We start from the raw sequence: 22,121 nt of genomic DNA, 5'->3' as shown, positions 1-22,121 counted from the left end.
TCAGGCTCCTTTGGATTCCAGGGTGACGAGGCCGCGCGGCGTCTGCAGCGTGGCGATGAGATTGGGCGGGCCTTGCGAGAGGCCTACACCGGCCAGCCCTATGGCCTCGTAGCCGCCGCGCAATGCGTCGGGGCGCGGGTGGCTGGCGTGCAGCGATTGCAGCGTGACGCCTGAGGGCGCCATGCCATCGGCCGGATGCACGTCGCCCCACTGGATCAGCGTGGGCAGCGCACCGTAAAACAGCCTCTGACCATCTTCACGCACGGTGATTTTCCAGCTGAGCTGGCCTTGCGGCGTCATGCGCGAGACGTCCAGCGCCTCACCGCGATCCAGCCCCAGGCGGGAAAGCGCCCGCACCGCCGCGATCACACGGGGCGTCGAGGCGACAAAGTGCGCGAGCTGCGGGCCGGTCTTGCTCAGCCGCAGCTGCAACTCATGATCATCCAGGTCATACCAGCGTCTGGCCGGTGCCGTACGCGGGGTTTGCTTGTCCGGATTGATTGCAATGATTTCGAAATAGGCGCGTGGAAAGGCCGGCGAGGCCACTGTGAAGAGCCGGTTGTGCGTGCCCATCAGCGGATGCTCGCCGCCCGGCCCGGGCGTGATGCCCAGCACGCGTTCGCACCACTGCACGCCTTCGGCGAGGCCGGCCGCCACCACCACGAGGTGGTCGACCTGTGAGGCCAGCGGCGGGAGTGCGGTGCTGCGTTCCATGGTGAGGGCTGGTTCCTAAAGCGTCACGCTTCCGTCAATGCAGGTGACCGATTCGCCGCCCACCCACACCTGGCCGGCTGCATCGCGCTCGATATGCACCTGACCGGCGCGGCCCAGGCAGACACCTTGCGAGGCGGTATAGCGCTCGGGCGCGTGGCCTTCGGCAATCAGCCACTGGGCCAGGCTGGCATTGAGGCTGCCGGTGACGGGGTCTTCGTCGACGCCGATGGGAGCGGCGAAGGCCCGCACTTCGAAATCAGGGGTTGTTTCAGGTGCGGAGGCTGCGAACGCCTTGGCTTCGCGGTTGGCGCGTGCAATCAACGGCGCGGTTTCCTCACGTGGGTAGCGCGCCACCACGCCGACTTTGGTGCCCAGCTTGGCCAGCGCCTTGTGATCGGGCGCCAGTTGCAGCACGGTCTCCGGGCTGTCCAGCAGCAAGCCCAGCCACATCGGGCCGTTGTCCAGGCACTGGGCGGCGAGGATGCTTGTCGCTTTTAATCCCAGCGCGCCGGCTACCTGTGCCAGCAACGAGGGGCTGGGCGCGGAGCGCTTCAGGGCCGGCGCGGCAAATGCGAGGCGCCTTGTGCCCGTCTCGCGGCGAATCTTCACCAAGCCTACTTTGCACTCCTGCACGATAAAGTCTTTGCTGTGCGGTTGCCCACCGGCTTCCAGCCAGCTGTGGCAGCTGCCCAGCGTGGGGTGGCCGGCAAAAGGCAGTTCGCCGCCGGGTGTGAAGATGCGCACGCTGTAATCAGCCGTGGCGTCTGCGGGTGGCAACAGGAAAGTGGTTTCCGAGAGGTTGGTCCACTTGGCAAAGCGCTGCATGGCGGCGTCATCCAGGCCGCTGCCGTCGATTACCACGGCCAGGGGGTTGCCGAAGTAAGGGGTGGGTGTGAACACGTCGACTTGCTTGAATGCGCGCTGCTTCATGGGGTTTCTCGGTTTTCCAGGATAGGTTTGAAGATTTATGACAAAGGCAGGTCCAGCACGCCGCGCGTGGCGGGCCGTGCCAGGAGGGTTTGGTACCAGCGGTCCAGGTGGGGCCGAATGGGCCGCGGCTGCGGCAAGCCGAACCAGCGGTGCATTTCGCAGCCCAGCGGGATGTCGGCCATGCTGAACTGGTCTCCGCCCATGAACGCATGGTCAGCCAGGTGCGCATCGAGCAGTGCCAGCAGCGCTTCGGTGGCGGCTACGGACTGCGCGATCAGTTCTGCATTGCGCTGCTCCGCAGGCGTGCGAATCCACTGCACGAAAGCCGTGCGTCCGGCCGGGTTGAAGGTGGTCTGCTGCCAGTCCATCCACTGCTCGGCGGCAAAGCGTTGCGGCAGCGCTGTGGGATAAAAATTGCCTGGCGAGTGCTTGGCGCACAGGTAGCGCACGATGACATTGGACTCCCAGATGAGCACTTCACCGTCTTCCATCAGCGGGACCAGCGCATTCGGGTTCTTGCGCCGGTAATCGGCCTCCTTGACGATACCGAACTGGCCCCCGGCGTCGGTTCGCTGCATCGTGAGCCCCAGCTCCTGCGCGGCCCACACGACTTTTCGCACGTTGATGGAGCTGATGCGCCCCCAAAGATGAAGCATGTCAGACCCCTTTCGCGTTCATCATGCTGCCGCGCGCAGTTGAGGCACGCCGGCAGGTAGTTGCTCGCGTATGGCCGCAGCCAGCGCGGCGATGCCGATGTTGATCTGCTCGACGCTGGACGTGACGAACGAGAGGCGCAGCGTGCGGGCGTCGGCATGGTCGGCGTAGAAGGCCCAGCCGGGCACAAAGGCCACGTTGCGCTCCACGGCCTTGGGCAGCAGGTCGATGGCGTTCATGCCTTCAGGCAGGCGCACCCACAAAAACATGCCGCCGGCCGGTGTGTTCCAGCTCACACCTTCGGGCATGCCCTGCTTCATCGCGGCCAGCATCGCGTCGCGCTGCGATTTGTAGAGCGCGCGAATGGTCGGCACGTGGCGGTCCAGGAAGTTGTTCTTCATGGTCTCGACCACCATGCGCTGGTTAAAGCCCGGCGTGTGCAGGTCGGCCGCTTGCTTGGCTTGCAGCAGCTTGGGGTAGAGCGACTTGGGCGCGACCAGAAAGCCCAGGCGCAAACCCGGCGCCAGGATTTTCGAGAACGAGCCCATGTAGACGCAGCCTTCCGGGTTGCGCGCGGTGAGCGGCAGCGGCGGCGGCGTGTCAAACCACAGGTCGCCATAAGGGTTGTCTTCGACGATGGGCAGGCCCAGGCGCGCAGCCTCTGCGCTCAGCGCGGCACGGCGCGCCTCGGTCATGGTGCGGCCGGTCGGGTTCTGGAAGTTGGGCAGCACGTAGAAGAAGCGCGCGCCAGCAGCTTTGCTGGCGAGATCCTTGATGTCCACGCCTTCGTCATCGCTGGCCACGCCGACGATTTCGGGCTCCATCGGTGTGAAGGCCTGCAGCGCGCCCAGGTAGGTGGGCGTTTCCACCAGCACGCGGCTAGCGGCGTCGATCAGGATCTTGGCGATCAAATCCAGGCCCTGCTGCGAGCCGGTGGTGATCAACACCTGCGCTGGGTCCACATCCCAAGGCAGCATGGCGGCCACCATCTCGCGCAGCGGGGCGTAGCCTTCGCTGGCCGCGTATTGCAGCGCGGCATGGCCGTCTTCGCGCAGCACCTTGTCGCACGCTTCACGAAAGGCGGCGACCGGAAAGGTCTTGGGCGAGGGCAGTCCGCCGGCAAAACTGATGATGCCGGGCTTCTCCGTGACCTTGAGGATCTCGCGGATCACCGAGGGGTTCATTTTTTTGGCGCGCTGCGCTTGGGTCCATTCCATTTCACTCTCCTCCTGATGGGCTGTCAAAGACAAGCCTGGTCACAAAAACTTCTGCAAGGCATTTAGCTAAAGCGCTGCCGCGACGGCGGCCGGCGGCAGGGTGAGTCAACGCGTTCATTCTGCACCCCTTCCTCGCGCCTGCATGGCGTGAATCAGGCTCACGGCCTGCGGCGCCACGCTTCCCGGAATTCCCCAGTAATCAAAGACGCCGCCGTCGGCCGCGTGGTGCCCGCAGACGACAAACACCCCCGTTCCCAGCTGCTGCTTGAACTCGCTGGCGAGCCAGCCTACAAAGCCGCTGTTGGGAATATCGGGCGCGAAATGCAGGCACACCACGGCGTAGCGGTCCTCGGCTTTGGTGGATGCCGATGCGGGCAGCAGCGCGCTCCAGACCGCATGGTCGCGGACCAAAGCGAGCGCTTCGCTGGCAGGGTTTGCGACCAGATGTACAGGAAACTGCGCCAAGGGAAACTCGGCGAAGGTGTAGTCGCCCGGGAGCATGTCCACACGCGCGTGCGCCATCACGCGCAAAAGCCGTTTGTGTGTTTGTTCGGGGGTTTCCGGCGTCACGTCCATTGGCTTGGTTCCGCTGTTGTCACGATGGCACGCCGGACGTTTCCGGCGTCATGGGCCGCTCCTGCAAATTCGCCTCCAGGTGGGCAAGTCCCCGCGCGACGTATTCTTCCTTTTCACCGACCGGGGCAAAGTAGTGCAGCACCTCACGGGCTTCGTCAATGCCCTTCAGCCGGGCAATCAGCCATGCGGAAATGTATTGCGCGGACATGCAGCCGCCCGCGGTCGCCAGGTTACCCTTCGCAAAGAAGGCCTGGTTCAGGATGCTCACCCCGGCTGCCTGAACCCAGGGCTTGCTGGTCAAGTCCGTGCACGCCGGCATTTGGCCGACAAGCCCCAGCTTGGCGAGCAAAAAGGTCCCGGAGCACTGCGCTGCGATGAGCTGCCTTTGCGGATTGAGCTGCAGTTGGCCGAGGATGGATGCATCGTTGGCGACTTCGCGCGTTTTCATGCCGCTGCCTATCAGCACGGCATCAGCCTGGTTGGCTTCCCTCAGGTTGATATGTGCATCGATGGTGAGGCCGTTCATGGACGTCACCCGCTCGGTGGGACTGGCAATGCTGACTCTCCAGTCGGCATCACCCCGCAGCGAAATGCGGCTCAGCATTCCGTAGGCTATCAAGGAGTCCAGTTCGTTGAAGCCGTCGAAGGTAAGGATGGCGATATGCATGAAAGCTGTCCTGATGCGGGTTGAAATAGCTACTTCACTGAAAGAAGAAAAAAACGTTGTGGTGAATCGGTCTATCGGTACCGGGGGTGGAGACGGTTCGCGACGGGTCAGTCCACGATAAACAGTTTGGCCCCCGAAGGCGAGGTCGACCGGTGGGCCTCGGCGCCGTCTGCCACCTGGTAGCTCATGCCGGGCAACAGCACATGCACACTGCCGTTGTCCAGTTCCGTCTGCAACTCGCCTTCCAGGCAAAGCAGGATGTGGCCTTTGCTGCACCAGTGGTCGGAAACATATCCGGGTGTGTACTCCACCATGCGCACGCGCACGTCGCCAAACTTGCGAGTGCGCCAGAAGGCCTTGCCTTCCAGGGCGGAATGTTCGGTGCGCTCCACGTTGGACCAGTCGGTGGTGCCGAAGGGGATTTCGTTGATTTGCATGCTGATTACTCCGTGACCGACACGATGGCTTCGATTTCCACTGCAAATCCGCGCGGCAGGGAGCCCACACCGACTGCCGAGCGCGCATGGCGGCCGGCCTCACCGAATACCTGCACCAGCAGATCTGAGCAGCCGTTGATGACTTCGGTATGACCCATGAAGTCGGGTGTTGCGTTGACCATTCCCAGCAGCTTGACCACGCGCCGCACGCGCGAAAGTTCGCCCAGGGCGGCCTTCATGGTGGCAATCAGGTTCAGTCCGACGTCGTGGGCATGGGCGCGGGCTTCCTCCGCGCTGATCTCGCGCCCGACCTTGGGCACCACGGCCAGGTCTTGCCGCAGCGGCGAGCCCTTGCCCGACAGGTACAGCATGGAACCGTCGAGCACCCAGGCATCGAAATTACCGCGAGGTGTCACGACGGGCGGCATGATCAGGCCGAGTTGCTGCAGGCGTTGTTCGGGGGTCATCGATGGTTCCTTGTTATAGGAGATATCCTGGAAAGAAGTGCAAAAGCGGCGGGTCGCTTCATGCCCACTTCATGCCCGTTTCCGCTGGTTGGGCGTGATGTGCGCGATGGTGCCGTCGCCGTAAGAGCGCAACACCTGCGAGATGACGATGTGAAAACCTTTGTACCACTGCGTGTACTGGCGTTTGGCTTCCAGGTGCTTGGGGTGTGCTGAAAAAACGCGCAGCGATTCTTCGGTTTCCCAGAAGTAAGTGGCATTGGTCAGCACGCCATCCGGCGAACGCCAGGACTCCGCGCCCAGGTAGCCAGGCGTGGCCTGGGCGGCTTCTTCGATCAGCGCGTCCAGCGTGTGGAACCGTTCGTCGTAGGTGCCGGGTTCAAAAATAAAGGCGGCTGAGTACATCACAACTTTCTGGTGTTAAGCAAAGAGCCAGGTTTGGCGGCCCGGACGCGAGCGCCTGACTGCACCGGCATTTTTTTTCCGATGAAAACGGTGGCAATCACGGCCAGCCCGAAGCCGACGGTGACGGCGTCCAGGTGCTCGCCAAGCAGCGGCACAGAAAACAACATGGACAAAAACGGCTGCACCAACTGCACCTGGCTGACACGCACCGTACCGCCGAGCGCCAGGCCGCGGTACCAGGCAAAAAATCCCAACCAGGCCGAGAACACCGCCACGTAGGCAAAGCCGGCCCAGGCGCTGACCTTGAGTGGTGCTGTGGGCCAGCTGAAAAGAGACAGGGGCAAAGTCAAGGGCAGCGAGAGCACCAAGGCCCAGCAGATCACGTGCTCGGCGCGCATGTGCTGGGACAGCCGCGCACCGTAGCCGTAACCGACGGCTGCGCACAAACAGGCGGCCAGCAACAAAAGGTCAGCAAAATGGATGGACAGCCCGCCCACACTGTTTGAACGCAGCATGGCGAACAGAACCACCAGCGCGCTGCCCAGTGCCGCACACAGCCAGAAGCCGGCAGACGGACGCTGGCGGTGCAGCAGGGCGCCCACCGCCGCGGTGGCCAGGGGCAGCACGCCGAGAATGACGCTTGCATGTACGGCTTCCACGTAGCGCATGGCGATCGAGGTGAAGAGCGGAAAACCAAACACCACGCCGCCCGCGGTGACGGCCAGCGGCAGCCAGTCCTTTCGCTGCGGCAGCGCTGCGCGGGTGGCCAGCAAAAACACCGCCGACAACACGGCCGCCACCGTGGCCCGCCCGAGCGCGATGAAAACGCCCGACATCTGCGGCGCATCCGGCGTGCCCACGGCCAGGCGTGTCATGGGCAGCGTGACGGCAAAAATCACGATGCCCAGCAAGCCGAGCCATAGCCCTTTGGTTGTGTCGGCAGATGTGGACGTCATATAAAAAGCATCCAGATGGCGGTAGCCACGAGTACCAGCGCCATGGCGCGGTTGAACCACTGGAGCCGACGCCCGCTGCCGGACGGGCCGGTCAGCCACTCGCGCAACAAAGATCCGGCGAGCGCGTAAGTGAGGTTGCTCACAAAAGCGTAGGCCAGCATCACAGGTAATACGATGGCCAGTCGCGCGGCCGGCGCCTCGCGGCCGGCAATCCAGCCGCTCACGATGGCCAGCGCCAGCATCCATGCCTTGATGTTGACAAACTGCAGTGCGGCGCCTTGCCAGAAAGTGACGTTCAGGCGCGCCGCGTCCGCCTCGCTCAACTGGCGCGACTGTGAAATCTTCCAGGCCAGCCACAGCAAGTACGCCACGCCGATGATCTTCACGGCCCAGCTCAGCAAGGGCACGGCCAGCACCAGGGCGCCCAGCCCCAGGGCACACACCAGCAGCAGTACGCCCCAGCCGACCGGCACCGCGCAGACAAAAGGCAGCGCGCGTTTCAACCCATGGTTGGCTCCCAGTGCGGTTGATAGCGTCGTGTTGGGTCCCGGCGAAAAGCTCATCGCCGTTGCCAGCACCAGTAAGGCCGTAAATTCTTGCCAGTTCATGCTTTCAACTTTATAGTTGAAAGCAATACACTACCAGTACAGTTGTTGGTACAAATTCCCAAACTGTATTGGTTAAATTGTCAGCACACATGCCGCCAGCAGGGCGTGCCAAGGCCACACCATGTTGATGAAAACCGCTTCACAGTCCCTGACCGAACAGCTGTCGGCGCGCTTTGCCGAGCGCATCCGTAGCCGGCTGTTGGCCCCTGGTGCTCGCCTGCCTTCTGTGCGGCTGTGCGCCGAGCAGCAAGGTGTAAGTGCCTCCACCGTGGTGGCGGCTTATGACCAGTTGCTGGCGCAAGGTCTGGTGGTGGCGCGCAAGAACCGCGGTTTTTTTGTCCGTGATACTTCGCTTAATGCGGCGCTGGCACAGGCTCCCAAAGCGCCGGTAGCTATAAAAAATATAGCAGACGCAAAAACTGGTACGCCCGCGGGCCACACCCCCCCGGGCGCCTGGAGCACTGCGACCTGGATGGCCACGCGCCAGGCGCCGGTGGATGCGACGGCGCTGATCCGCGGGATGTTCCACAAGGTCAGCAACAAGCCGCAACCCGGCATGGGCGTGTTTCCACCAGACTGGCTCGAAACCACCTTCATGCCGGCCGCCGTCCGCAAAGTCACCAGCGTCAGCGCGTTGCGGGACTTTTCGCTCCAGTACGGTGAACCCATGGGCGACAGCGGCCTGCGCCGCGCGCTTTCGCAGAAGCTCAGTGCACTCAATGTGCACGCCGCGCCCGAGCAGATCATCACCACCGTTGGCGCCACCCATGCGCTCGACATCGTCAGCCGGACGCTGCTGCGTGCCGGGGACTGTGTGATGGTGGAGGAGCCCGGCTGGGCGGTGGAGTTCGCCCGGCTGGACGCTTTAGGCATGCGCATCCTGCCGGTACCGCGCCGCGCCGACGGCCCGGACCTGGCGGTGATGGCCCAATACTGCGAAATCCACCAGCCCAAGCTGTTTGTCAGTGTCAGCGTATTCCACAACCCGACGGGCTACTGCCTCACGCCCGGCAGCGCCCACCGCGTGCTGCAGTTGGCGATGCAACACAACTTCCACATTGTTGAAGACGACACCTACAGCCACCTGGCGCCTGAGCATGCCACGCGGCTATGCGCCCTCGATGGGCTGCAGCGCACGATTTATGTCAGCGGCTTCGCCAAGATCCTGGCACCCGGCTGGCGCGTCGGCTTCATGGCCGCACCCCCCGATCTCATCGAGCGCCTGCTGGACACCAAACTGCTGGCCACGCTAACCACGCCAGCCCTGCTGGAGAAGGCGCTGGCCTGGTGCATAGATCAGGGCCAGTTACGCCGGCATGCCGAGCGTATTCGCACCCGGCTTGACGGCGCGCGTGCACGCAGCGTCAAATTGGCCCTGGCTCACGGCTGCACATTTGCTGCGGAGCCCGCCGGCCTGTTCGGCTGGGTGGACACGGGCGTCGATACCGATGCGTTGTCCCAGCGCATGCTGGACGAGGGCTACCTGATTGCGCCTGGCGGCTTGTTTCACGCGGCGCGCAAACCCAGCACATTGATGCGCATCAACTTTGCAACCACGCAGGAGGCTGCGTTCTGGAAGGTGTTTGCGCGCTTGCGTGATGCCGTGAGGTAACTTTCCTCCTTCTTTCGCGGCTTGCCCTGGCAGAACGGGGCCGGCAGTGAAGAAGCGAGCTTTGAGCGAGCTTAGTGCCGAGTTCGGGCCGCTTGTCTTCGCCACGCTGCCCGCCGGGAACGGTCGCGACTATGCGGGTATGTCTTCCGCCCGCCATGCTCCGCGTTGGAGTTCGCCTGGCTTGTTGCGCCTGGAGCGTTGCTCTTTCCTCCCTTTCCTCCCTTTTCTCCTTGTTTTCCTCATCCTCCGGCTTCCCGTTGGCGCTGCCCGGCTACCTATCCCCTTTCGAAAATGACACTCGGCTTGGCCGGTAATCTGATAGTCGTTTCTATTGGTTACGAGTTAACTCTAATTGATCAGCTGAAGATCCGGTTTTAGTTAATTTCCATTAGTTTCTTCAGAGTTTTTGGTGGATTTCCAATGTTTTAACGTGTAACTTACTGTTTCAATTGATCAAATTGAAGGCTGAAATTCAACTAAATACGGACATTTATGCGATTTTTCTCACGGAATTTTTGTTTTTATTCACATCTGTTGCGTTCATGTGAAGTAATCGAGGCTCTGAAAGTTGATAAGTAACATAAAGTTACGTCTCAAATACATATCGATGCGCATATGTTGCCGGCCCTACATGGATCTGCCTCCGAGCCAGCCATTTGCCGAGAGTCACGAAAGGACGTTACCCATGAAATCTGCCCTGAAACTTTGTATTTTTGCCGTCGGGCTGGTGTTTGGCCAGGCCGTGCTGGCCCAAGCCTCGCCGGTGTCTTCCCAGCTCCTGGCGCAGCGCGTGGAGATGGTGGGCGGCAAGCCCGTGCTCAAGCCTGCCGGCGATGGCAAACCGGGGGATGTCCTGCAGTACAGCGCAACCTACCGCAATACCAGCGCCGCTGCAGCCGGCAAGCTTCTGGCAACCATACCGGTGCCTCCGGGCACCACCTTTATCGCGGCAAGTGCCGAACCTGCACAGGCCCTGGCCTCCACGGATGGAACTGTCTTCGCACCCATGCCACTGACGCGCATGGTCAAGCAGGCCGACGGCAGCGTGCGCAAAGAGCCCGTTCCCCTGGCTGACTATCGCGCCTTGCGCTGGGAAACCGGCACCTTGGCCGCAGGCGCCAGCACCGTGGTCAGTCTGCGTGTGCGTATCGATTCACCTGCGGCCGCACTGGCTGCCAAACCGTGATGACGGCCAGCTTCCTTCGCAGCTGCGCCTCCCGCCATGCGGGCGGCGCATTTCGCCTTTCCGTTCCCCGTTAATTGTTTGTTGATTCACCGTTGTTAAGTAGCCAGGAGAAAAAGCCATGTATGCCAATCCTTCGAGTCCGCAGCCTTTAGGGTTGCAGCACTTCTTCACCCACTGGATTGTGGGATTGTTTGTCGCGCTTGCGCTGGCTCTGGCCGGCCTGGCGGCCCACGCCGCGCCGCCGCCGGCGGGCACGTCCATCAGCAACCAAGCCTCGGCCACGTACTCGGATGCATCCGGCATAACGCGCACGGTCACGTCGAACGTGGTGCAGACCACGGTGCAGCAGATTGCGAGCTTGACCCTGGCGGCCAATGGCGCGCAGAACGCGACACCCGGCAGCGTGGTGTACTACCCGCACACCCTGACCAACACGGGTAACGGCACGGACACGTTCAACCTGACCACCAGCAATACCGGTGGCTTCTCGATGGCCAGCGTCCAGATTTTTGCCGACAACGGCAGCGGCACACCAACGGGCCCGGCGATCACTTCGACGGGCGCACTGGCGGCAGGCGGTCTCTTCAAGTACATCGTGGTCGCCACCTTGCCGGGCACGGCTACGGCGGCACAGACCAACACCATCACGGTGACCGGCACCAGCGTATTTGACCCGACGAAAACCCAGTCGAACACCGACGTGACCACGGCCACGACCAACGCAGTCGTCACGCTGACCAAGTCGGCCAGCGTATCCAGCGGCTCCGCCGGCACGGCCATCACCTACACCCTGACCTACACGAACACCGGTAACAGCACGGCCACCGCCGTGGCGATCACCGACGTTCTGCCGACAGGCCTGACCTATACCGCAGGCTCTGCACGTTGGAGCGTGACGGGCGCCACGGCGCTGAGCGACGCTGGTGCCTCCAGTGGTTCTGCACCCAACACCCTGACTTCGGGCTACACCCTGGGCACCAAGACCTTGCTGGTCACGCTCAACCAGGTAACGGCTGGCCAATCTGGCACCATCAGCTTCGGCGTGACCGTGGCCGGGGGAACTGCACCCGGCGTGCTGAACAACACCGCCACGACGTCCTACAACAACGGCGCTACCACGGTAACGGCCGGCTCCAATACGGTGCCGTTCACGGTGCTGCAGACCGCCGCCGTGACGCTGACCGGCACCACGGTGCCTGGCCCGGCCGCGCCCGGCTCGACGGTAAGCTTCACCAACACGGTGACCAATACCGGTAACGGTTCCGACACCTTCAACATGACGCTGAGCACGGGCAACTTCCCGGCCGGCACGACCTTCCAGCTTTACAAGAGCGACGGCGTCACGCCGTTGGTCGATACGAATAGCGACGGCACGGTTGACACCGGCCCGCTGGCCGCAGGCGCCACCTACAACGTGATCCTCAAGGCCACGCTGCCGCCGAACGCGACCAACACCGGTGCGCCTTTCATCATTGCCAAGACGGCCACCTCGGTGTTTGATCCGACCAAGACGGCCACCACCAACGACCAGTTGACCGCCGTGACTGCCGCGGCAGTTGATGCGACCAACAATCTGCCGACCGCCGTGGGTGTTCCCGGCGTGGGTGTGTTTGCCAACGGTGAAGGTGCCGCGCAGGTCACCAACACGCTGAACCCGGGCGCTTCGACGGTCTTCACCATCGTGGCCAACAACACCGGCCCGTCGCCGGACAGCTACAACCTGGGCGCCAGCACGGTGAACACCTTCGCCAGCGTGACGCTGCCCGCTGGCTGGACGGTCAGCTTCCGCGCCGACGGCGGCGTGGGCAACTGCTCGACCACCGGCGCGACCATCACCAACACCGGCTCCGTGGCCGCCGGCGGCAACGTCGTCGTCTGCGCGGTGGTGGGTGTGCCGGCCGGCTTTGCGGCAGGCACCACGCAGCTGTATTTCCGCACGCTGTCGCCCACGTCGAACGCTTCAGACACGCTGCATGACGCGGTGATAGTGAGCGCTGTCCGCTCGGTCACCCTGACGCCCAATGGCGCCGGCCAGACCTACCCGGGCGGCTCCTACGTCTACAGCCACACCTTGACCAATACCGGCAACGTGCTGGAAGGCAACGGCACGGTCAGCACGCTGACCCTGGCCGGCGCCGACAACCAGGCCGGCTGGACTTCCGCGCTGTACTACGATGCCAACGCCAACGGCGTACTCGACGCGACCGACCCTCAGATCAGCAGCACGCTGCACGCCGCGGGCGTCCTGCCTGCGGGTCTGGCTCCCGGTGCATCGATCACGGTGTTCAACAAGGTGATCGCTCCTAGCGGTGCAACCCCCGGTGCAGTGGACGCCACGACCATCACGGTCACGACCACCAATGGCAGCTACGCGACGACGGTTCCTGCCGTGGCTACTGCGGTTGACAGTACGACCGTGATCGCCGGCAACCTGACGCTTACCAAGGCGCAATCCCTGGACACGGCTTGCGCAGGCGCCAACGGCGGCACGGTCTACGCGGCGGCTACCCTCAGCGCCCGTCCCAACCAGTGCGTGCTGTACCAGATCACCGTGACCAACGTGGGATCCGCGAATGCGACCTCCGTTGTGGTGTCCGACGCGACGCCTAGCTACACCACCCTGAGCAGCGCTGCGGCAAGCACGGTAGGTACCGTGACCGGCCCCTCCGCAGGCGCAGCGGGCACCGTCACCGCGACGATCGGCACCCTGACCCCTGGTCAGTCGGCTGTCGTGACTTTCGGTGTACGCATCAACCCCTAACCCGGGACTGACCTCAAGCGCGGGAAGCGAAAGCTTCCCCGCTTTTCAAAGGGCACGGCCGCGTGCCCTTTGGAAAGCGACGCCCTGTCGAAAACCGAACAACAAGCCCATCAACCATGCTTCCTCGCCCGCTGCGCAAGCTGCTGATCTCCTGCATGTTGCTGCTCTTCTGGGCAGCAGCACAGGCAGCGCCGACCCCGGCGGGGACGGTGATCAGCAACACGGCGACGGCGACTTTTGTGGACACGGCGACGGGCCTGACGGTTCACCTCAACTCCAACACCGTGAACACCACGGTGGCGACGCTTGAAGCGCTCACGCTGGCATCCAGCCAGAACCTGTTGATCGGCGTAGGTTCGTCATTCACGATCAACCATAACCTTGCCAACACCGGCAACAGCACGACGAACTACCTGATCACGGCCAGTGTGTCCGGCGGCAGCGCCTTCACACCGCTCAATGTCCAGGTGGTGCTGGACGTCAATGGCAACGGTCTGGTGGATGCGGGTGAACCCGTGGTTCCTGCCGGAAGTCCCGTGATGGTTGCCGTTGGCGCCAATGCCGGATTGCTGATCACGGGCCAGATCCCGCCGGGCGCGACGCCTGGCCAGACGGCCCAGATTACCCTGAGTGCGTTGAGCCAGGTCCAGGGGGCCAGCGCGACCAACACCGATACGATCAATCTCACCAATGGTGCGGCAATCCAGGTCAGCTATTCAGCCTCGTCGGCCACCGCTACTCAGGGTGGTGCTCTCAGCTTTACCGCAAGGGCCATCAACAACGGAAACATGGCGGCCAGCCCGGCGAATGTGCTTGTCAATGGCGCACCGGTGGCGCTTTTTATCCTGCGCGCCCCGGTGCCGGTCAACACGGCCTTTGTCTCGGCCCTGCCGTCTACCAGTCCCGGTGCCCAGACGCTGTATCACCTGCTGGGCGGAGCGACCAACAGCTATGTCACGGCAATACCCGGTGGTGCCACGGTGGATGCCGTTGCCTGGGGCATTGCCGCGTTGCCCCAGGGCGGATTGTTCCAGGGAACATTTAATGTCAGCGTGAACGCCAACGCGTCCGGCAATGTGTCGGGCACGGCCTATGCGGACTGGACTGACGCCGCTGCACCGTTGACCACCACCAGCAATATGGTGGTGCTGCCGTTGCCGGCATACGCGGCAGACATCCTTTTCTACAGCAACGCCTCTTATGCCAACCGGACCGCCCTCGGTACGCCGGGCCATCCACTGTTTGTGCAGGCCAATGCTGCTGTGTGCAATGCTGACTCCACGACAGTAGGTACGGTGCCCATCACGCTGGTGAGCCGGCTTACGGGAGATTCGGAAACCTTTACGGCTGTGGAAACCGGCCCCAACACTGGCATCTTCCGCATCATGCCGAATGTTCCCACAGCCAATGCGGCGACGCACATCGTGGCTTCCGGCGACGGCATACTGGAAGTGCTGCGAAACGACACGGTGACGGCCACGATTTCCTCCTGCGGCGGCATCACCGTCTCGGCGACGACCACGCTGCTGGTGGATCCTTCCGGCATCGTGTTCAATTCATCCACCAACCAGCCTGTTGCCGGCGCCACGGTAGCGCTGATCGACGTCACCGGTGCCGGCAATGGCGGGGTTCCCGGTGGGCCAGCCGTCGTGTTCCAGATAGATGGGGTAACGCCGGCTCCCAGCGTTGTCGTGACAGCTGCCGACGGGTTTTATGAATTTCCGCTGGTGGCCAACAGCACATACCGGCTGGTAATCACCCAACCGGCGGGCTTCACCTTTCCATCGCTGCTTCCTGCCGGGGTACAGCCTGCGGGTCGGCTGATCGATACACCGGGCTCTTACGGGGGCAATTTCGTCGTGGCGGGTGTGCCTGTGCATTTCGACGTACCCCTGGATCCAGGTGCGAATGCGGGTGGCCTGTTTATCCAGAAAACAGCCAACAAGAAGACAGCAGAAGTCGGGGACTTTGTTGACTACTCGATCAAGTTCAACAACGTCAGCGCAGGGGCACTCCCCGGTGTTGTGGTCAGCGACAGCCTGCCTGCCGGCTTTGCCTATGTGCGCGGCACGGCACGGCTCAATGGCGTGCCCCTTTCAGACCCTTCAGGCGGTGCGGGTCCCAGCCTTCAGTTTGCGGTGGGTGCCATCGCCTCCGGCTCGCAGCCGACGCTGACCTACCGCGTGCGCGTCGGCGTGGGCAGCCAGGGCGGCGACGGCATCAATACGGCGCAGGCCGCCAGCGGAGTGGTGCGGTCCAACCGGTCCAGCGTTCGCGTCCAGGTCGTCGGCGGTGTGTTTTCCAACAAAGCCTATGTGATCGGCAAGGTGTTTGCCGATTGCAGCCGTAATGGTGTGCAGGACGCGGGTGAGCCAGGCATTCCGGGCGTTCGGATCTATCTGGAAGACGGCACCTATGCCGTGACGGACGAGGAAGGCAAATACAGTTTCTACGGCCTCGAGCCACGCACCCATATCGCCAAGATCGACAGCATCACATTGCCTGCAGGTGCTTCGCTCCAGGTGCTCAACAACCGGAATGCCCTGGATGCAGCCAGCCGTTTTGTGGACTTGATCAATGGCGAACTCCACAAGGCCGACTTTGCCATCGCCGAATGCACGCCTGCCATTCAGGAGCAGATCGCGCTTCGCCGAAAGGCCTTGGGCAATCCGTCGGAGATCGCCCAGGCTGCAGGCCAGTTGCTGCAGTCCAGCCGTGCAGCCTCGGTGGACAGCCGGACGCTTCCCTCCAGCGGCGTGCTCGGTCTGCCCGGAGCACAGAAAAACAATACTCCCGCAGGTTCGGTGGCACCGCTGCCGGGCACCCTGGGCGCAGTGGGCGATCCGGGCGGACCATACGCGCCTAACGCCCAGGGGTTGCCCAAACCTATTTACACGCCTTTGGAGGTCGCGTCGGAGTCTGTGCCACCTTCCGCGGTTTCCGCTGCCGAATCACTACAGGCAGTCGTTCCACTGGAAGATCTCCTGCCGGAGCTCAATGGTGAAACGGGTTTTGTCGGGCTGGTCAACGAGCAGGTGTTGCCTTCAGCCCAGACCCGCGTCCGGGTGAAAGGCCCGCTAGGCGCCACGTTTGAGGTCACCCTCAATGGGCAACTGGTACCCGCCACACAGGTAGGCAAGAAGAGCAGTCTTGAGAAGAACCGCGTCGTCGCCTGGGAATACATCGGTGTTGACCTCCGGCCCGGCCGCAACACGCTGGGTGTGCGCGCTGTTGACGGTTTTGGCAATGCACGTGGAACGGCGCAAGTCACGATCCTGGTTCCCGGTGCCCTGGCAAAGATCGAAGTTGGCGCGCCTGCGCAGCTGATTGCTGACGGTGCGACTGCCGTCCCTGTCACCATTTCGCTGCGCGATGCGCAAGGGCTGCCGGTGGCCGTGCGAACCCAAGTGACGCTGCAGGCAAGCCTTGGCCAGTGGCAGACTCCCGACCTGGATGCACGCCAGCCCGGCACGCAGGTCTTCGTTGAAGGTGGTGAGGGCCGCTTTTTGTTGTTGCCACCAGCCCAGCCCGGAAAGGCGGAGCTTGGTATTGCCAGCGGCACCGTCAAGTCTGTGGCGGCCATCGAGTTCATGCCCAACCTGCGGCCCATGATTGCGGCCGGTATTGTGGAGGGCACCCTCAACCTGCGCAGCCTCAATCCTTCCGCATTGCAACCCGCGCAAAGCGGCGATGTTTTTGAACGGCAGATCCGGAGCACGTCGCGCAGCTTTGCGGGCGGCAAGGGCGAAGCGGCTGCGCGGACTGCGCTGTTCCTCAAAGGCAAGGTGCTCGGCTCTTCCCTGCTGACGCTGGCCTACGATTCCGACAAGCCTTCCGATACGGCGCTGTTCCGCGATATCCAGCCCAACCAGTTTTACCCGGTGTATGGCGATTCGTCGGCGCGTGGCTTTGACGCCCAGTCCACCGGCAAGCTCTACGTGATGCTGCAAAACGGCACCAACTACGCACTGCTGGGCGACTATTCAACCCAGAGCGACAACGCCGCACGTCAGCTCACGCAATACGCGCGCGCCCTGAACGGTGTCAAGGGCCGTTACCAGGAAGGCGCAGTGACCGTGGAAGGTTTTGCAAGCCGCACGGCGACGACACAGCTGGTGCAGGAATTCCGCGCCAATGGCACTTCCGGGCCGTTCCGGCTCAACATCAACGGCGTGGTTAATAGCCAGCAGGTCGACATCCTCACGCGAAGCCGCAGCCAGGCGTCGGTCATCATCAATGACGCGCCGCTGGCGCAGTTCACCGACTACGAAATCGAACCTTTCAGCGGCCAGCTCCTGCTCAAGACTCCGGTTCCGAGCGTGGACGCCGACCTGAATCCGATCTTCGTGCGGGTCAGCTATTCGGTGGACTCGGGCGGCCCCAAACATACGGTCGCCGGCGCCGATGCGCGCCTGGAAGTCCTTCCGGGTATATCGCTCGGCGCGACGGCGGTGCAGGACACCGACCCCGCCAATCGCCAAAACCTCAGCGGGTTGAACGTGACGGCGAAGCTGGGCGAAAAGACCGTGGCCACCGGTGAAATCGCCCGCAGCAGCACAGATCTGCAGGGCAACGGCTCAGGCCAGCGCGTGGAAGTCCGCCATGATGACCAGGCGCTGCAGGCGCGCGTCTGGGGTGCGCGCACCAGTGCGGGTTTTTACAACCCCAACAGCGTGCAGTCGGCCGGGCAGTCTGAATACGGCGCAAAAATCGGTTACGCGGTGGATGACAAGAACAGGCTTGTCGCTGAAGCGCTGCGCACTGCCAACAGCGTGACAGGCGCGGCACAAACCGGCGCGGACCTGAAGCTCGAACACAGCCTGCCCGGAAATGTGAAGGTGGAAGTTGGCGTGCGCTACAGCAGCGCCAACACCGCCGCTGCGCTTTCCGGTCCGGCCTTGCCTGGCAGTACCGTTCCGGTGACGCCTTCCGCCACGGCGCTGGCTTCAGGCTCGTCCGAGGAGGTGGGTTACACCACGGCGCGGGTCAAGGTGACGGTGCCGGTTCCGGATGTGCCCCAAGCCGACGTCTACGGCCTGGCCGAATACGCGATCGACGGCAGCGGCGGCCGGGAGATCGGCGTCGGCGGCAACTATGCCATTAATTCCACAACGCGTCTGTATGCGCGCCATGACTTCATCAATAGTCTGAAAAGCATTTACACGCTCAATGCGTCGACTTCGCAATACACCACCGTTGCCGGTATCAACACAGAACTGTCGGACAGCACGCAGCTGTTCAATGAATACCGCATGGGCGACAGCATCAACGGCCGCAGCAGTGAAGCAGCTGTTGGCCTGCGCAGGCTCTGGCGCCTGGACAGCGGCGTCGGTCTGACAGCCAGCTTGCAACGCATCAAGCCGTTGTCGGGTGTGACCATTGACGATTCCAGCGCCGTCACCATCGGGGCCGACTACACGGCCGCGGCCACCTGGAAAGCGTCCGGCCAGGTGCAGTGGCAGACATCGACCACTTCGAGCAGCTGGCTGCTGACGGGCGCGCTGGCCAACAAGCTGGACGACAGCTGGACCCTGCTCAATCGCGGCCTCTACAGCGAGCAGACCAACCTCGGCGCCACGGGCGGCAAGCGTGAATTGATTACAGCCCAGTCCGGCGTGGCCTATCGCCCGGTGAGCACTGACGTGTGGAATGCGCTGGGTCGCATCGAATACAAAAAGGATTCGGACAGCACCCTGGGCCCGGGCGTCAGCCGCGATGAGTCCGGGCTGATTCTTTCCACACACCTCAATATTCAGCCCAGCCGCAGCTGGGTGACGAGCGCGCGCTATGCCGCCAAATGGGGCCGCGACAAGTCCAACGGCATCAGCAGCCGCTCCTTTACACAGTTGATCGGCGGCCGCTCCACCTGGGACCTTACCGAGCGCTGGGACGTCAGCCTGCAGGCCTACCGCATGTGGGGTAACGGTGCTGCGGAGACCGCGGTGGGCGTGGAAGTCGGCTACCTGGCCTGGAAAAACATGTGGGTGTCACTGGGCTACAACATCAAGGGTTTCAGGGCCGCTGACCTGGCGGGTGAAGCCTACACCCAGCGCGGTGTCTACCTGCGTGTACGCTTCAAGTTTGACGAGAATGTGTTCGAACCCGCTGGCACGGCTACTGCCTCACCTACCAACACGGCGGGCCCCAAATCATGATGTTCTTTCAGCGTCCAGGCTTCTCCCTCCATGCGCTTCGCCTGCGCCCGCAGTCCCGCAGGGTGGGGCGCATGGCATGGGCCGCTGTCATCATGCTGGTGGCAGCGCCGTGGGCGATGGCTCAGACGACCCTTAATTACACCGGCGCCCTGCAGACCTACACCGTTCCTGCGGGGGCGGGCGGCGTGATCATCCAGGCCAACGGCGCGGGCGGCGGCAGCGGTGGCAATGATTTGAACGGCGACGGCGGCGCTGGCGCCGCGGGTGCGCGGGCCACCGGCACTTACTACATCGCTCCCGGCACCGTGCTCAACGTGGCCGTCGGACAGGGTGGCCGGCCCGGCAACACATCGCAAGGTGCTTTTACCTGCGCCAACGCGGCGGGCGCGGGCGGCCTTGCGGGCGGTGCTCCGGGCTGGGCCGGCGGCTCCGGTGGCCAGGCCGGCTGCAGCGGCTGGTCCGGCGGCGGTGCTGGCGGCGGTGCCGCCAGCGTGGTGGCCACGGCCGCCAATGCCAGGCTGATTATCGCCGGCGGCGGTGGCGGCGGGCAGGGCGGCGCGCTCGACGTGCCGGGCCGCGCCGGCCTGCCGGCAGCGATAACGATCGGCACCTTGCAAGGCGGGGCCGGCACCGCCGGCACGACGCGTGTCGGCGACGGTTCCGGCGGCGGCGGTGGTGGCGGCGGTTGTGCGGCCGGTGTGGGTGGCGCGGAACTGGTGGACAGCAGCGGTGCCAACGCCACCCGCCAGGCCACGGGAGGCGGCTCCTGCCGCGACACGGTGCTGATTTCAGCCTTCACCGCGAGCGCCTCGGCGGGCGGCGCGGGCGGCGCTTCCGTAACCGGCACAGCGCCGGGTACAGGCAACCCCGGCGGCAATGGCTCCGTCACCATCACGCCGATTTACCCCACGCTGACCGTCAGCAAGTCTCAGCCCAGCCCGGCGCTGCAGGTGGGCGCCAACAGTGTCTACACCCTCACGGTGGCAACCACCACCACGACGCCGGCCTTTGTGGCGCGCGTGGTCGACCAGCTCCCTGTCAACATGACCTACGTCAGCAGCAGCGGCACCGGCTGGACCTGCTCGACCGCGGCCAATGCCGGCGGCACGCTGGTGACCTGCGATTTCGTCGGCACCATCGCCGCGAGCGGCGGCACCTCGACCCTGCAAATTACGGCAAGACCGACGAGCAACATCACGGTCACCAATTACACCGCCGTGGATCCGGCCGGCGGCACCAGCCCGCCGACAGCCACCACCTGCACTGCCGCCAACACGCCGAGCGCCGGCTGCGCTGCGCCCGTGGTCAGTACGGTAGCCCTGGGTTTCGGCGGCAACGTTTACAGCGACCCCAACCACAACAGCAACCTGGATGCGGGCGAGGCCGGCATAGGCGGAGCCAGCGCGCTGTGGGTCAAGCTTGCGCCGCGCACGGGCGGCACTTGCACTGGGCCGGCCACCGTGGCTGCATCGGTCAACCTCACCACCGGCGCCTACAGCTTCACCAACATACAGCAGGGCAACTATTGCCTGATCGTGGACGGCAACAACACGCTGAGCGACATCGCGGCTGCGTATCCGGCCGGCTTCATCGGTACGCAGAACCCCACCGGCGTGATTCAGTTCAGCATCGTGGGCGCGCCGCCCCCACCGCAGAACTTTGGTCTGTACAGCGGCAGCACGCTGAGCGGCAACGTGTTTGCCGACAACGGCGCGGGCGGCGGCACTGCCAACAACGGCGTGAAGGCCGGAACGGAGCCCGGCCTGGCCGGCATCACCGTCAACGCCATGCAGGGTGCGACGACGGTGGACACCGAACCCACTGCCAGCGATGGCAGCTTCATTCTGTGGATTCCCGGTGTCACCAGCGGCACCGTGGTCATCACGCCCGTGCTGCCGGCCGGCTACACCGCCACCGGCGGCTCGGCCGGTACCACGGGCGGCAGCTACACCCGGCCCAGCGTCAGCTACACCGCCGGCGCTGGCCTGGCCCGCACCGGCATCAGCTTCGGCATGGTGGCGCCCAACACCCTGAGCCCCAATGGCGCGCAAACCGCCCAGCCCGGCACGGTCGTGTTTTACGCCCACACCTACACCGCCGGCACCGGCGGGCAAGTCACCTTCTCGATGGCCAACACCGCCACGCCGGCCAGCCCTGCGTGGAGCCAGGTGCTGTATCAGGACAGCAATTGCAACGCAGCGCTGGAGGCCAGCGAGGCGCAGGTCACCACAGCTCTCACCGTCACCGCCGGGCAGACCGTCTGCCTCATCGTCAAGCAGTTCGTGCCCGCTGGGGCCGGCCAGGGCGCGCAGAACAGCGTAACCTTGAGCGCGGCCTTCAGCTACACCAACGCCAGCCCGGCGCTCAGCGTCAGCACCCTGCTTGTCACCGATATCACCACCGTCGGCCAGGCTGGCGACCTGTCGCTGGCCAAGCTGGTGAGCAACGTCACCCAGGCTATCGCCTCGGCCACCAGCGTAAACGCCAGCCCTGGCGACACGCTGCAGTACACGTTGACGGCCACCAACAACGGCACACAGGCGCTGTCCACGCTGTTTGTGAGCGACTCGACCCCGGCGTTCACCGGCTTCGTCTCCACCGCCTGCCCAGGCGTGCTGCCCACGGGCATCACGGGCTGCACGGTGACCACGCAACCGGCCGTGAACGCGCAGGGGGCATTGAAGTGGACTTTTACCGGTTCGCTGGCCTCTGGGGCACAAATCGTCGTCACTTACCGTGTCAAGGTCGATCAGTAGGCTTCCCTGGTGCTCACAGAGGC

Annotated in this window: 16 protein-coding genes; 5 read left to right on the top strand and 11 right to left on the bottom strand. The window is 63.9% G+C overall.

Translation table 11 applies throughout. The features are described from left to right. The 11 genes from AC1DVV_RS15690 to AC1DVV_RS15640 all read right to left on the bottom strand — a co-directional run bounded on the left by AC1DVV_RS15690 (nt 1) and on the right by AC1DVV_RS15640 (nt 7,628). Nucleotides 1–714, bottom strand: a complete 714-nt coding sequence (locus tag AC1DVV_RS15690) for a VOC family protein (protein ID WP_477666464.1) — start codon at nt 712–714, stop codon at nt 1–3. Between the two features lie 15 nt (nt 715–729). Continuing rightward, on the bottom strand, nt 730–1,644 hold the full coding sequence (locus AC1DVV_RS15685; protein ID WP_457281421.1) for a PhzF family phenazine biosynthesis protein: 915 nt from the start codon (nt 1,642–1,644) through the stop codon (nt 730–732). Between the two features lie 35 nt (nt 1,645–1,679). Further along, nucleotides 1,680–2,300 (bottom strand): glutathione S-transferase family protein, encoded by a 621-nt coding sequence (locus AC1DVV_RS15680; RefSeq protein ID WP_457281420.1) that lies wholly within the window; start codon nt 2,298–2,300, stop codon nt 1,680–1,682. A 21-nt stretch (nt 2,301–2,321) separates the two neighbouring features. After that, nucleotides 2,322–3,515 (bottom strand): aminotransferase-like domain-containing protein, encoded by a 1,194-nt coding sequence (locus tag AC1DVV_RS15675; protein ID WP_477666465.1) that lies wholly within the window; start codon nt 3,513–3,515, stop codon nt 2,322–2,324. A gap of 114 nt (nt 3,516–3,629) precedes the next feature. Continuing rightward, entirely contained in the window at nt 3,630–4,091 is a 462-nt protein-coding gene (locus AC1DVV_RS15670; RefSeq protein WP_457281418.1) for a DUF6196 family protein, read from the bottom strand. A gap of 19 nt (nt 4,092–4,110) precedes the next feature. Beyond that, nucleotides 4,111–4,758, bottom strand: coding sequence for a DJ-1/PfpI family protein (locus AC1DVV_RS15665; protein ID WP_457281417.1), 648 nt, complete (start codon nt 4,756–4,758; stop codon nt 4,111–4,113). Nucleotides 4,759–4,865: 107 nt separating this feature from the next. Further along, nucleotides 4,866–5,195 carry a DHCW motif cupin fold protein gene (locus AC1DVV_RS15660; protein WP_457281416.1) on the bottom strand — a complete coding sequence of 110 codons (330 nt, stop codon included), beginning with the start codon at nt 5,193–5,195 and terminating at the stop codon, nt 4,866–4,868. A 5-nt stretch (nt 5,196–5,200) separates the two neighbouring features. After that, nucleotides 5,201–5,662: a RidA family protein gene (locus AC1DVV_RS15655; RefSeq protein ID WP_477701965.1), complete on the bottom strand. Its 462-nt coding sequence runs from the start codon at nt 5,660–5,662 to the stop codon at nt 5,201–5,203. A 69-nt stretch (nt 5,663–5,731) separates the two neighbouring features. After that, a complete protein-coding gene (locus AC1DVV_RS15650) occupies nt 5,732–6,064 on the bottom strand; it encodes an antibiotic biosynthesis monooxygenase family protein (RefSeq protein WP_457281414.1) in 333 nt (110 codons plus the stop codon). Further along, on the bottom strand, nt 6,064–7,020 hold the full coding sequence (locus AC1DVV_RS15645; RefSeq protein WP_477701966.1) for a DMT family transporter: 957 nt from the start codon (nt 7,018–7,020) through the stop codon (nt 6,064–6,066). Before AC1DVV_RS15645 ends, AC1DVV_RS15650 begins: the two co-directional genes overlap by 1 nt. Next, nucleotides 7,017–7,628 carry a LysE family translocator gene (locus AC1DVV_RS15640; protein ID WP_457281412.1) on the bottom strand — a complete coding sequence of 204 codons (612 nt, stop codon included), beginning with the start codon at nt 7,626–7,628 and terminating at the stop codon, nt 7,017–7,019. Before AC1DVV_RS15640 ends, AC1DVV_RS15645 begins: the two co-directional genes overlap by 4 nt. A gap of 121 nt (nt 7,629–7,749) precedes the next feature. On the opposite strand from AC1DVV_RS15640, the gene AC1DVV_RS15635 reads away from it, so the two are divergent. From AC1DVV_RS15635 to AC1DVV_RS15615, 5 genes are all read left to right on the top strand, one after another. Beyond that, on the top strand, nt 7,750–9,240 hold the full coding sequence (locus AC1DVV_RS15635) for an aminotransferase-like domain-containing protein (protein ID WP_477689536.1): 1,491 nt from the start codon (nt 7,750–7,752) through the stop codon (nt 9,238–9,240). Nucleotides 9,241–9,925: 685 nt separating this feature from the next. Continuing rightward, nucleotides 9,926–10,426 carry a hypothetical protein gene (locus tag AC1DVV_RS15630; RefSeq protein ID WP_477666468.1) on the top strand — a complete coding sequence of 167 codons (501 nt, stop codon included), beginning with the start codon at nt 9,926–9,928 and terminating at the stop codon, nt 10,424–10,426. Between the two features lie 118 nt (nt 10,427–10,544). Further along, entirely contained in the window at nt 10,545–13,187 is a 2,643-nt protein-coding gene (locus tag AC1DVV_RS15625) for a beta strand repeat-containing protein (RefSeq protein WP_477701967.1), read from the top strand. A gap of 116 nt (nt 13,188–13,303) precedes the next feature. Beyond that, the gene (locus AC1DVV_RS15620; protein ID WP_457281408.1) at nt 13,304–19,342 is read left to right on the top strand and encodes an SdrD B-like domain-containing protein; all 6,039 of its coding nucleotides are present in this window, start codon (nt 13,304–13,306) and stop codon (nt 19,340–19,342) included. Nucleotides 19,343–19,413: 71 nt separating this feature from the next. Next, nucleotides 19,414–22,098, top strand: coding sequence for a hypothetical protein (locus AC1DVV_RS15615; protein ID WP_457281407.1), 2,685 nt, complete (start codon nt 19,414–19,416; stop codon nt 22,096–22,098). Nucleotides 22,099–22,121: the final 23 nt, after the last annotated feature.

The organism is Polaromonas sp. P3_B4 (assembly GCF_056402835.1).
This window is presented reverse-complemented; position numbering and strand designations above follow the sequence as displayed.